Annotated in this window: 10 protein-coding genes; 3 read left to right on the forward strand and 7 right to left on the reverse strand. The window is 71.7% G+C overall.

Annotation, left to right across the window (positions count from 1 at the left end; all coding sequences use genetic code 11):
* Nucleotides 1–4: 4 nt before the first annotated feature.
* The gene (locus PXH83_RS03875) at nucleotides 5–1,510 is read right to left on the reverse strand and encodes an APC family permease (RefSeq protein WP_274556654.1); all 1,506 of its coding nucleotides are present in this window, start codon (nucleotides 1,508–1,510) and stop codon (nucleotides 5–7) included.
* A gap of 192 nt (nucleotides 1,511–1,702) precedes the next feature.
* Between PXH83_RS03875 and PXH83_RS03880 the strand changes: the two genes are divergently transcribed.
* The gene (locus PXH83_RS03880; protein WP_274556657.1) at nucleotides 1,703–3,331 is read left to right on the forward strand and encodes a PucR family transcriptional regulator; all 1,629 of its coding nucleotides are present in this window, start codon (nucleotides 1,703–1,705) and stop codon (nucleotides 3,329–3,331) included.
* 15 nt (nucleotides 3,332–3,346) lie between these two features.
* Here PXH83_RS03880 and PXH83_RS03885 read toward each other — a convergent pair whose 3' ends face one another.
* Nucleotides 3,347–4,450, reverse strand: a complete 1,104-nt coding sequence (locus PXH83_RS03885) for a glycosyltransferase family 4 protein (RefSeq protein WP_274556659.1) — start codon at nucleotides 4,448–4,450, stop codon at nucleotides 3,347–3,349.
* 666 nt (nucleotides 4,451–5,116) lie between these two features.
* Complete coding sequence (gene recN / locus PXH83_RS03890) at nucleotides 5,117–6,838, reverse strand: DNA repair protein RecN (protein ID WP_274562656.1); 1,722 nt, start codon at nucleotides 6,836–6,838, stop codon at nucleotides 5,117–5,119.
* A gap of 152 nt (nucleotides 6,839–6,990) precedes the next feature.
* Here recN and PXH83_RS03895 point away from each other — a divergent pair, with 152 nt between their 5' ends.
* Nucleotides 6,991–8,316 carry an ABC transporter permease gene (locus PXH83_RS03895; RefSeq protein ID WP_274556661.1) on the forward strand — a complete coding sequence of 442 codons (1,326 nt, stop codon included), beginning with the start codon at nucleotides 6,991–6,993 and terminating at the stop codon, nucleotides 8,314–8,316.
* A 27-nt stretch (nucleotides 8,317–8,343) separates the two neighbouring features.
* On the opposite strand, the gene PXH83_RS03900 is transcribed toward PXH83_RS03895, so the two are convergent.
* The 3 genes from PXH83_RS03900 to PXH83_RS03910 are packed head-to-tail and all read right to left on the reverse strand — an operon-like array spanning nucleotide 8,344 to nucleotide 10,395.
* Nucleotides 8,344–9,306 (reverse strand): NAD kinase, encoded by a 963-nt coding sequence (locus PXH83_RS03900; protein ID WP_274556664.1) that lies wholly within the window; start codon nucleotides 9,304–9,306, stop codon nucleotides 8,344–8,346.
* The gene (locus PXH83_RS03905; RefSeq protein WP_274556668.1) at nucleotides 9,303–10,118 is read right to left on the reverse strand and encodes a TlyA family RNA methyltransferase; all 816 of its coding nucleotides are present in this window, start codon (nucleotides 10,116–10,118) and stop codon (nucleotides 9,303–9,305) included. The genes PXH83_RS03900 and PXH83_RS03905 overlap by 4 nt, the downstream gene beginning before the upstream one ends.
* Before the next feature lie 7 nt (nucleotides 10,119–10,125).
* Nucleotides 10,126–10,395: a hypothetical protein gene (locus tag PXH83_RS03910; protein WP_274556670.1), complete on the reverse strand. Its 270-nt coding sequence runs from the start codon at nucleotides 10,393–10,395 to the stop codon at nucleotides 10,126–10,128.
* A gap of 42 nt (nucleotides 10,396–10,437) precedes the next feature.
* Here PXH83_RS03910 and PXH83_RS03915 point away from each other — a divergent pair, with 42 nt between their 5' ends.
* Complete coding sequence (locus PXH83_RS03915) at nucleotides 10,438–10,785, forward strand: SCP2 sterol-binding domain-containing protein (RefSeq protein ID WP_214922522.1); 348 nt, start codon at nucleotides 10,438–10,440, stop codon at nucleotides 10,783–10,785.
* On the opposite strand, the gene PXH83_RS03920 is transcribed toward PXH83_RS03915, so the two are convergent.
* Nucleotides 10,769–11,620, reverse strand: coding sequence for an ABC transporter ATP-binding protein (locus PXH83_RS03920; protein ID WP_274556678.1), 852 nt, complete (start codon nucleotides 11,618–11,620; stop codon nucleotides 10,769–10,771). The two genes, PXH83_RS03915 and PXH83_RS03920, sit on opposite strands and share 17 nt — an antisense overlap.
* Between the last annotated feature and the right edge of the window lies 1 nt (nucleotide 11,621).

An 11,621-nucleotide genomic window follows, 5' to 3' on the forward strand; every position in this document is an offset into this window, starting at 1 on the left:
CTCCTCAGACTGTGGCGGCGGGCTGGGGGTCTGCGTCGGTGCGCTCGGCCGCGTCGTCGAGGACGATCCGGCCGATGATCTCGTAGCGCTCCGGCTGCTTGGCCTTGAGGTAGAAACCGAGGCCGAGACCGCCGAAGAAGACCGCTCCGACGATCCACGGGATCAGCTTGAAGAAGAGGGAGTCGGCGGCGAGGCCGGCCGCGGTCTCCATGTTGAGCACGAGCAGTACGACGACGGCGATCATGCCGATGCCACCGAGCAGGGGCGCGGTGAACGTCCTGAACCAGTGCCGGTCCTCGGGGTGGTTCCTGCGGAAGTAGCCGATCACCGCGAACGAGCACAGCGTCTGGACGATGAGGATCGCCATCGTGCCGAGGATCGCGAGCAGCGTGTACAGGTGGATGTACGGGTCCTCGCCGCCCAGCCAGAACGCCCCGACGAGCAGGGTGGCGATGCCGGACTGGACGTACGACGCGATGTACGGCGAGCCGTGCGAGCGGTGCGTGCGGCCGAGGGCGGGGGGCAGGAAACCCTCGCGTCCGATGGCGTAGAGGTAGCGCGACGCGCACTGGTGGAAGGCCATGCCGCAGGCGAACGAGCCGGTGAGCAGCAGCCACTGGAAGGCGTCGACGGCCCAGCCCCCGATGAACTGCCGCGTCGGGTCGAAGAAGAGGTCGAGCGGAGAGGCGGACGAGGAGACCTTGACCGCACCGTCCAGCCCGTTGCCGGCGATCGTCATCCAGGAGACGTAGATGTAGAAGAGCCCCACACCCACCACCGCGATCAGCGTCGCGCGTGGGATGACGCGCTTCGGGTCGCGGGACTCCTCGCCGTACATCGCGGTCGATTCGAAGCCGACCCACGACCAGAAGGCGAAGAAGAGGCCGAGCCCGGCCGAGCTGCCGGTGAAGGCGTTGACCGGATTGATCGGCTCGACGGGGATGCCGTCGGGGCCGCCGCCCGCGAGCAGTACGGCGGTGGCGACGGCGAAGAGCACCGCGATCTCGGCGACGAGCATGATGCCGAGGGCCTTCGCGGTGATGTTGATGTCGAAGTACGCGAGAACGCCGGTCACAGCGAGCATTCCGGCGGCGTACACGATCCAGGGGAGGTCGACGCCGAGCTGGTCGGCGACGGTCGTCCGGCCGAAGTAGGCGAAGATCCCGACGATCGAGGCCTCGAAGACGATGTACGCGAGGACGGCGAGCATGCCGGACGCCATGCCCGCGATGCGGCCGAGGCCGTGCGAGATGTAGCCGTAGAAGGCGCCCGCGGCGGTGATGCGCTTCGCCATGGCGACGTATCCGACCGAGAAGACGGTCAGGACGACGGTCGCGAAGAGGTAGCCCGCCGGGGCGCCCGTGCCGTTGCCGAAGCCCACGGCGATAGGGAGATTTCCGGTCATGGCGGTGATCGGCGCCGCGGTGGCCACCGCCATGAAGACCACACCGACCAGTCCCACGGAATTTGCCTTGAGCCGCTGGACTTCACGTGCGGGTTTGTCAGACATGCCGCGCCCTCTCTTACGAACCTTCGTGTACGGGGGCGACAGTCTTTGTCCGGGTGACGTACACCACAACAGACACGGGGTCACTCAAAACCCTTGTCGAGGCGACGAGTTGTCGGGGCACAGGGCCGCGATATCTGTCCCGTAACCGCAGGGTGATGTTCCTGGAACTTGGCCGCAGGTAGCGTCCTCGGGATGGACACTCAGGGCGGAATCACCGTGCAGCGCGCTCTGGAGCTGCCGGGGCTGCGCGGCGGGCTCCCCGAGGTGGTCGCAGGCGCCGACCGTCTGAACCGCACGGTCCGCTGGGTGCACGCCGGCGAGGTGCCGAACATCGCGTCGCTGCTCAAGGGCGGCGAGCTGCTCCTCACCACCGGCCTCGGCCTCGGTACGCGCCCCGCCGAGCAGCGCGCCTTCGTACGCCGCCTCGCCGAGCGCGGGATCGCGGCCCTGGTGGTGGAGCTGGGGCCGCGCTTCAGCCGGCTGCCCTCGACCATCGTGGAGACCGCGCGGGCGGCCGGCCTGCCGCTCGTGCAGCTGCACCGCGAGGTGCCGTTCGTATCGGTCACCGAAGAGGTCCACACCGAGATCGTCAACGGCCACTACACGCTTTTGCGGCGGGCCGAAGAGGTGCACCGCCGCTGCACGGAGGCGCTGCTCGACGGGGGCGGGATTCCCCAGGTCCTCGGCATCCTCGCCGACTTCACCGCCAACCCCGTCTTCCTCGAAACGGCGGACGGGCAGCTCCTCTACGCGGCCGCGCCCGAGTCGGGCGAGGCCTGCGCCGACCCGCTCCAGGTGTGGGAAGGCCTGCGCGGGCAGCGGGAGGCACGCGAGGCGGGCCCGCCCGCGAACGGCGTGCTGGTGGACGTACCGGGCGGCGGCCACGGCGCGGGCGCGGTACGGGCCAGGATCGCCCTGCTCGCCGTCTCGGCGCCTCTCCTTCCCGTCCACCGGATCGCGGCCGAGCGGGCGGCCGGAATCCTCGCGGTGGTCCTGATGCAGGCACGCCAGGAGGAGGAGCTGGCCGCGCGTGGACGCGGCGACTTCCTCACCGACCTGGCGGAGGGCCGTATCGCTGCCGAGGACGCGCCCGCGCAGGCCAGGGTGCTCGGCTTCAAGCCGGGCGAGGGCCCGCTGCTCCCCGTCGTGATGCGGCTCGCGGCCGAGCTGGCTCCTGCGGGCAACTGGGCGGTGCTGGCGCGGGCCGTCCTGGAGGAGCTGTCCTCGGTCGGCGTGCCGGTCCTGCTGGGCGTACGCCCCGTGGAGGGCCGCGTACCTCTGCTGCTCGGCCTGCGCTCCGAATCGGAACGTACGGCGGTCGCCGACCGGGTGGCCGCGGCCCTGCGCGCCGGTGTGGAGCGGGCCGGCCTGGAGCGCGCGGGCGGCCATCCGCCGGTCGTGGTGGTCGGCGTCGCGGGCAGCTGGGCGGCAGCATCGGCGGGCCTGCGGCACGCGGCGGAAACCGCCACGGCGGCCCAGGGGCTCTCCGACCGCCCCTGGTACGACGCCCGGCGCCTCGACATCGACCTTCTCCTGTGGCGCCTGCGGGACCATCCGGACCTGGCGGCCTTCGTGGACCGGGCGATCGGCCCCCTCCGCGACCACGACCGCACGTCCCGCCCGCCCCTGCTGCCCACCCTGCAGACGTATCTCGCGCACGCCGGCCGCAAGGCGGAGACAGCCCGCGAGCTCCACCTGAACCGCCAGACGCTCTACAACCGCCTGGCGCGCATCTCCGAACTCCTCGGCACGGACCTGGACGACCCCCAGACGGTCCTGGCCCTGAGCCTCGCGCTGCGGGCCCGCCGCCACACGTCCTGACCCGACCCAACCGCCCTAACCGGTCAACTCGTCGTACACACTCAGCACCTGCGCGACGGTGTCGTCCTCCGTGGGCCAATGGGCGGCCTGCGCCCTGCCCGCGTCAGCCAGCAACTGCCGTCGCGCCGGGTCGGTCAGCAGCCGGACGACGGCTCCCGCGAGCGCGTCGGTGTCCCCGTACGGCACGAGTTCGGCCGCGTCGCCCACCAGCTCTGGCACCCCGCCGACCGCGGTGGCGACCAGCGGAACCCCCGCGCGCAGAGCCTCCTGCGCGACGACGGACCGCCCCTCCCACTTGCTGGCGAGCACCGCGACGTCGGCGACCGCAAACAGATCGGCGATGTCGTCACGACGGCCGATGAGCTTGACGGGCAGCGACTCGTCCTCGATACGACGCTGAAGGGCCGCCCGCTCGCGCCCCTCACCCGCAACGATCAGCAGCGGCACGGGGTCGAGGTCGCGCCACGCACGGGTGGCGTCCAGCAGCGTTCCGTACCCCCTGCCCCGGACCAGGCTGCCGACCGCAATGATCAACGGCCGTTCCACCGCACCCAGTTCGGCCCGCGCCTTGCCTTCCTTGACGCGCGCGGCCGGCAGCGGCGCGGGCACACTGACCGGCGCGAGCCGCGCGTCACGCGCACCCCGCCGACGGGCCCGGTCGACCAGATCGGACGACGTACCGAGCACAACCGCGGCCGCCTTGGCCGCCCTTCGTTCCAACAGTCGTACGACATGACCGCGCGGGCCGTCGGCATGCGCCCGGGTGTGCCAGGTGACCACCAGCGGAATCCCCCACCCTCGCAGTGCCAACGTGCTCCGTACGGCGGCGTGGAGCCCGTGCGCGTGCACCAGGTCGGCCCCGGCACAGGCGGACCGCAGCGCGCCTACTGCGGCGGGATCGCTCCTCCTGGGTACGGACACGAACTGCGCGCCGGCACCGCCGAAGTCGTAACCCGGCTCCAGCCCCGCAGGGGCGCACACGGTCACCCGCAGCCCCCGCGCGACGAGCCCGGCGGCCAGGGACCTGACGTGCGTACTGCTGCCCGCGCTGCCGCCGCCCAGCACTTGGACCACGCTCAGCGGCGACTGACCGTACGGCGGGACCGGGGTGCTGCTCACGGAGCTCCTGAGTCGACGTCGGTGCGGGGTACGCACGCGGTGCAGGCCCAAGAATGCCAGCCCGCACGCGCGTTCCGGCACCGCAGAACGACCGAACCGGCAGCCGACCCCCACAACGACCACACAGGGACCACCCACATGGGTGAACCCAGGAGGTTGTGGGGCCACGATTGGTGCCGAGGTGCGGGGCCGGTGTTGGTGCCGGGGGCCGGGGCGGTGCGGGGCCCTGTCGTGGTGCCGGGGGCGGGACGCTGCGGGGCCGGTGGTGGTGCCGGGGGCCGGGGCCTACGGGAGCGGCATTCGGGACTGCATGATTTAGCTGCGATCCCGGGTCACCGAAAGCCTCCCGGCGTCCCGCGCACAAATCACGTTTTACGTCCCGAACACCACTCCCTACGGCCCCGTCCCCCTCCCGTACGTCGCAAATCATCGACCGGCGCCGGTTGCGGACCGGGTGAACGGGGTGGGAACGGCGGCGAGGGGGCGGGACGCGCAGGGGGCGCTGTTCGGGACGTAAAGCGTGATTTGTGCGCCAGTTACTGGCCTCGCACACGCAGCCCCCGCACCGCAGCTAAATCATGCAGTCCCGAATGGCGCCCCCGGAGCGGCCCGACCCCGCACGGGGCCCACCCGGCGCAAGCCAAACCCCACCCCCCGCCAACCGCGTTACGCGTCCGCGCGCGCAGCCGCCAGCAGTTCTTCCGCGTGCGCCCGCGCCGTCTCCGAGTCCTCCTGGCCCGCCAGCATCCGCGACAGCTCCCGGACCCGGGCCTCGCCTTCCAGCACCGTGACGCCACTCCTCGTCACCGACCCGTCGTTGGTCTTTTCCACCAGCAGCTGCCGATCAGCAAACGCCGCGACCTGCGGCAAGTGCGTCACCACAACCACCTGCGCCGACTTGGCAAGCTTCGCCAGCCGCCGCCCGACCTCGACCGCCGCCTTGCCGCCGACGCCCGCGTCGACCTCGTCGAAGAGATACGTAGGCACCGGATCGGACCCGGCGAAGACGACCTCCACGGCGAGCATCACCCGCGAGAGCTCACCGCCCGAGGCGCCCTTGGCAATCGGCCGAGGCTGTGCACCGGGGTGGGGAGCGAGCAGCAGCTCGACCTCGTCCGCACCGGACGACCCGTATGCCACAAGCCGCCCGCCCACCTCGATCCCGTTCTCCCGGTCCTCGACCTGCCGGATATCGATCGAGACGCGCGCATGCGGCATGGCAAGGGAGGCCAGTTCAGCGGTGACGGCGTCGGCGAACCGCTGAGCCGCATCCGTACGGGCATCGGTCAAGGCCTGGGCGAGCCCCGCGAGTTCGCCCCGCAATGCGTCCCGCTCGGCCGTCAGCTCACCGATCCGGTCGTCGTCGCCCTCCAGCTCGGTGAGCCGCGCCGCACTCTCCTGCGCCCACGCAAGTACGGCGCTGATGTCCTCGCCGTACTTCCGGGTGAGCTGGTTGAGGGCCGCGCGCCGTTCCTCCACCGCGGACAGCCGCAGCGGATCGGCGTCGAGATTGTCGGCGTACCCGGCGAGCTCCCCCGCCACGTCGCCCAACAGGATCCCGATCTCACCGATTCGCTCAGCAAGCACGGCAAGCGCGGGGTCATGGGCGCGTACGGCGTCCAGCGCCCTGTGCGCCCCGGCGACCAGTGTGGTGGCGTCGACGCTCTCGGGGTCCTCGGGGTTCCCGGCGAGCGCGGCATGAGCCACGGACGCGGCGGATGCCAGTGCCTCGGCGTGCCCGAGGCGCTCCGCCTCGGCGGCGAGTTCGACGTCCTCGCCGGCCAGCGGTTCGACGCCCGCGATCTCTTCGAGCCCGAAGCGCAGCAGATCCGCCTCCTGCGCCCGCTCACGCGCCCGCGTGGTCAGCTCGTCCAGCTCGACCGCGACAGTCCTGAGCCGCCGGTACGCGGCCGCGTACTTCGCATGGGGTACGGCGACGGCGTCGCCCGCGTACCGGTCGAGAGCCTGCCGCTGGCGGGCCGGGCGCAGCAGACCTTGCTGGTCGGTCTGGCCGTGTACGGCGACGAGGTCGTCGGCCAGCTCGGCAAGCAGCCCCACCGGAACCGAACGCCCGCCGACATGGGCACGCGAACGCCCCTCGGCCGAGACGGTCCGGCTGACCAGCAACGCCCCGTCGTCGAGTTCGGCGCCGGCTTCCGCGGCCCGTACGGCGGCGGGCGCGTCGGCGGGCAGGGTGATCCGCCCCTCGACGACCGCCGCTTTGGCCCCGATCCGCACCAGGGCAGGGTCGGCGCGTCCGCCGAGCAGCAGCCCGAGGCTGGTGACGACCATGGTCTTGCCCGCGCCCGTCTCGCCGGTCACCGCGGTGAACCCGGGTGACAGCTCGACGACAGCATCGTCAATGACGCCCAGCGACCGTATCCGCATCTCCTCCAACACGGACACGACCTTACGAGGTCCGGGCCCCGCTGTGCGACGGACCCCACACCACCACTCCTAGGACGGTACGGAAAACCCCACCCTCAAGACGGGTGATCACCCCATGGCGGGGCTCCTCCCTCAGGCCGCACTCTGATTCCATGAGTTCGGGATTGGCAAGATCAGCCCTGCGTGGCCACCGCCCCGCCTTCGTCGGCACCGCGGTTGCGGCGCTTTTCGCGGCGACCGTGGTGAGCGCGTCGACAACCATGCTGACGGTCACGAGCACGGACGGCGTGTCCGTGCATGTCGCCGACATGGCCACGGTCCTGCTGATCGGTTCGATCTACATGTCGATATTCGTGGTCGTGTCGACGATGGGCACGGCAGTGGTCCAGCAGCACCGCGAGCTCGCCCTGGTACGGGCGATCGGCGCCCGCCCCCGCCAAGTCCGACGGGCCGTGGCCACCCAGGCGCTGGCAGCCTCCGTACCGGCCGCGCTGGCCGGTTTCGCGCTCGGCGGGGCGCTGGCCCGGCCGTGGTTCGACGGGATGCGGGACCACGGCCTGATCCCGCCCGAGGTGACGTACCAGTTCAGCTGGATCGCGCTGCCGGTCAGCTTCGCCGTGGCCGTGGTGACCTCAACAGCCGCCGCCCTGCTGGCTTCCCTGCGCTTCTCGCTGCTGCGCCCGGCCAAGGCGCTCGAGGAGGCGTCGGCGGGCCGTCGCGGCCTCGGTGTGGTGCGGGCCCCGCTCGGTCTGATCTCCGTCGGGGGCGGTGTCGCCCTGTCCATAGTGCTGTCCGGGCAGCCTGCGGCGGAGGCGAGCGAGGGCGCGTTTCTCGTGCTGATTCTCTTCTGCGTGGGCGCCGGACTTCTCGGCCCGCGGATCGTGGGCCCCGCGGCCTGGCTCGTCTCCGCACCCGCCCAGCGGCTGGGCAGCAGCGCACGTCTGGCCATGCTCAACGTCCGCTCGCAGCCGCGCCGCTTCTCCGCCGCGGTCGTGCCGCTCGTCCTGGTCGTGGGCTTCGGCCTGACCAAGATCGGGATGCGTACGACGGCCCAGCACCGCACCGGCTCCGCGGGCAGCGCGGGCGAGGTCTGGCTGGACTACGCCGGCACGGGTCTGTACGCGGGCTTCGCGGCCATCGCCGCGGCGAACACCCTCGCCATGATCTCCTTCGAACGCCGCCGGGACGTCGCCCTGCTCCGCGTGATCGGCGCGCTCCCCCGGCAGATACGGGCGATGGCCGCCTGGGAGGCAGGCATCGTGGCGCTCACGGCGCTGGTGCTGGGCGGCGTCATCTCGCTGGCCACGCTCGCACCGATCCTCGCGACAGCCTTCGGCTCACCGTTGCCGTACATCCCGTGGACGGTGGCGGCAGGCGTCGCGGGCGGCACGCTGCTGCTGACCGTGCTCGCCACGGGCCTGCCCGTGCAGTCCGCGATGCGCCGCCGCGCGACAGCCACGGTCAGCGCGACGGCGTAACGGACCCGAGGGGCGAGCCGTGCTGCGTCAGTGCGGCGCCCCGCGCCAGCCCGAAACGGGCAGGGCGAACTTGGCGACCAGCCGGTCGGTGAAGGACGCGTGGTGCAGCCGTGCCAGTCGTACGGGCACGGCCCCCCGCCGCACCTCCACGCGCGCCCCTGCGGGCAGTTCGACGGTCCTGCGCCCGTCGCACCACAGCACGCCGTGCGGCGTGTGCGGCTGCACCTCGACGGCCAGCACCGAGGACGGCGACGTCACCAGCGGCTTGGCGAACAGCGCGTGCGCACTGATCGGCACCATCAGCAGCGCCTCGACCTCGGGCCAGACCACGGGCCCGCCCGCAGAAAAGGCGTACGCCGTGGACCCCGTGGGGGTGGCGCAGACGATGCCGTCGCAGCCGAAACCGGTCACCGGACGGCCGTCGATCTCCAGGACGACTTCGAGCATCCGCTCGGGCGAGACCTTCTGCACGGCGGCCTCGTTGAGCGCCCAGTCCTCGTGCACGACGTCGCCGTTGTTGTGCACGAGGACGTCGAGGGTCATGCGTTCCTCGACCTCGTACGCACGCGTGACGACCCGGTCGACCACCTTGTCGAGGTCGTCGCGCTCGGCCTCCGCGAGGAAGCCGACACGGCCCAGGTTGACGCCGAGCATCGGCACCCCGGACGCACGCGCGAACTCGGCGCCGCGCAGCAGCGTTCCGTCCCCGCCCAGGACAACGAGCAGTTCACAGCCGTCGAGTACGTCGGGCGAGGCCTCCGCCACCGTCTCGACTGATGGCGGCAGCGGCAGGTCGGCAGCCTCGGCTGCCAGCACGCGCACGCCGAGGCCGCTGCGCAGCAGCCCCTGTACGACCAGTTCCGCACTGCGGATCGCCGCTGGGCGCCCGGTGTGCGCGAGCAGAAACACGGTGCGCGTCGATGCAGACGCAACCGCCGTCGCTGTCGTCGCCGTCGCTGTGGTTGTCGTCGTCGCTGTCGTCGTTGTCAACTCGGCCCCTCCGCCACTGCACGGTCAACATCCGCCGGGTCGAGTTCAGGAGCCCCCGCCCGGAGCCAGAGAAAGTATTCGACATTTCCCGAAGGCCCGGGCAGCGGACTGGCGGTGACGCCCCGTACGCCGAGACCGAGCTCCCACGCCTGCCGCGCCACTGCCCGTACCGTTTCCGCCCGCAGTTCAGGACTGCGCACGACCCCGCCGCTGCCCAGCCGGTCCTTGCCCACCTCGAACTGCGGCTTGACCATCATCACGAGGTCGGCATCGGGCGACGCGCACCGCACCAGCGCCGGCAGCACCAGCCCCAAAGGGATGAAGGACAGATCGCCGACGATGAGGTCCACCGGCTCCCCGTCGATCGTGTCGGGTGTCATTTCCCGCACGTTGGTACGGTCCTTGACGGTCACGCGTTCATCCGACTGCAAAGACCAGGCGAGCTGCCCGTAACCGACGTCCACCGCGACGACATGCCCGGCCCCGGCCCGCAGCAGCACATCGGTGAAGCCGCCGGTCGACGCCCCCGCGTCCAGCGCCCGCCGCCCCTCCACCTTCAGCCCGAGCGGTACGAACGCCTCCAGGGCGCCGGCCAGCTTGTGCCCGCCCCGCGAGACGTAGTCGGGGTCGTTGTCGTCCTTGAGCACCACGACGGCGGCGCTGGTCTCGACCTGCGTGGCGGCCTTGGTCGCGACGGCGCCGCCCACCTTCACCCGCCCTGCGGCGATCAGCTGGCTCGCGTGCTCCCGTGAGCGGGCGAGTTTCCGGCGGACCAGCTCGGCGTCGAGGCGTCGGCGCGCGACTCCTGCCACGTTCGGTTCAGCTCCTGTTGTCGTACGACGAAGGGGGCGCCGGAGGTCCCGGGCGGGCGTCCAGCGCGGTCAGCGCCTCACGCAGCCCCCGATGTACATCCTCGTACACCTCGATGTGCCCGTCCGCCGGGAGGTGGTCGGCGTCCCCGAGCCGCTCCAGCAGGGCGTCCACATCGGCGTGCCCGGTGGGGGTGCGCTCCACCCCGATCGGTGCGGGGGCAGCCGGGTCGTACGCCGGCTCGGGCCCGCCCGTCGATCCCGCCGTCTCGTCGTTCATGCCCCGACGCTACCCCGAAGCGCTGGGGTACCGTCGATCCCGATGGCAACGATGGAGGAGTGCCGCAGCGCGCTCGACAAACTTTCGGACAACCTGGCTCAGGCCGACGACGGCGTACGCAGCGCCGCCGCCCTCGACCGCTCCCTGAGCTGCCACATCAAGGATCTCGACGTCACCTTCACCGGCCGCCTCGCGGGCGGCCGGATCGACGTACGGGAAACCCTGGAGGGCCCCCCGCGCGAACGCGCCGAGATCCGCCTCGCCATGACCGGCGACGACCTCGTGGCCATGGTCGGCGGCGAGCTGAGCTTCGCGAAGGCCTGGGCCTCGGGCAGAGTCAGGCTGGAGGCCGGTTTCCGCGACCTGATCCGCCTCAGGACGCTGCTGTAGCCGCAGCTGTAACAGCCGTAGCCGCCGCGTCGGCCTTTCCGGTACGGGCCTTCCTCGCGGCGGGCACCACCAGCGGTGTCCCCGTCTCCGGGTCGTCGATGACCTGGCAGCGCAGCCCGAAGACCCGCTCCACCAGCTCGGCGGTGACGACCTCGGCGGGCGGCCCCTGCGCGACGATCTCCCCGTCCCGCATGGCGATCAGGTGCGTGGCATAGCGGGCGGCGTGGTTCAGGTCGTGCAGTACGGCGACGAGCGTGCGCCCCCGCGTCTCGTGCAGCTCCGCGCACAGGTCGAGTACGTCGATCTGGTGCTGGATGTCGAGGAACGTCGTCGGCTCGTCCAGCAGCAGCAGCGGCGTCTGCTGGGCCAGCGCCATCGCGATCCAGACACGCTGCCGCTGTCCGCCGGACAGCTCGTCGACGTAACGGTCGGCCAGTCCACCGACGCCCGTCGAGGCCATCGACTCGTCGACGATCCGCTCGTCCTCCGGCGACCACTGCCGCAGCAGCCCCTGGTGCGGGTAGCGACCGCGCGCCACCAGGTCGGCGACCGTGATCCCGTCGGGCGCGACGGACGACTGCGGCAGCAGCCCCAGCGTCCTGGCGACCTTCTTCGCCGGCATGGAACCGATGGCGTTCCCGTCCAGCAGCACCCGCCCCTGCGAGGGCTTGAGCATGCGTGAAAGCGCGCGCAGCAGCGTCGACTTGCCGCAGGCGTTCGGCCCGACGATGACCGTGAAGGAGTTGTCGGGTATCTCGACGGACAGGTCTTGCGCGATGACCCGCTGGTCGTAGGCGAGGGTCACCGATTCCGCGCTGAGGCGCTGCACTGGCATG

The organism is Streptomyces spiramyceticus (assembly GCF_028807635.1).
GTDB classification, from domain to species: Bacteria; Actinomycetota; Actinomycetes; order Streptomycetales; family Streptomycetaceae; genus Streptomyces; species Streptomyces spiramyceticus.

Bases quoted from the DNA above. Each gene is read 5' to 3' on its own strand.
- PXH83_RS03915 (WP_214922522.1), top strand. From the start codon at position 10,438: ATGGCAACGATGGAGGAGTGCCGCAGCGCGCTCGACAAACTTTCGGAC.
- PXH83_RS03895 (WP_274556661.1), top strand. From the start codon at position 6,991: ATGAGTTCGGGATTGGCAAGATCAGCCCTGCGTGGCCACCGCCCCGCC.
- PXH83_RS03880 (WP_274556657.1), top strand. From the start codon at position 1,703: ATGGACACTCAGGGCGGAATCACCGTGCAGCGCGCTCTGGAGCTGCCG.
- PXH83_RS03875 (WP_274556654.1), bottom strand. From the start codon at position 1,510: ATGTCTGACAAACCCGCACGTGAAGTCCAGCGGCTCAAGGCAAATTCC.
- recN (WP_274562656.1), bottom strand. From the start codon at position 6,838: ATGCGGATACGGTCGCTGGGCGTCATTGACGATGCTGTCGTCGAGCTG.
- PXH83_RS03910 (WP_274556670.1), bottom strand. From the start codon at position 10,395: ATGAACGACGAGACGGCGGGATCGACGGGCGGGCCCGAGCCGGCGTAC.
- PXH83_RS03920 (WP_274556678.1), bottom strand. From the start codon at position 11,620: ATGCCAGTGCAGCGCCTCAGCGCGGAATCGGTGACCCTCGCCTACGAC.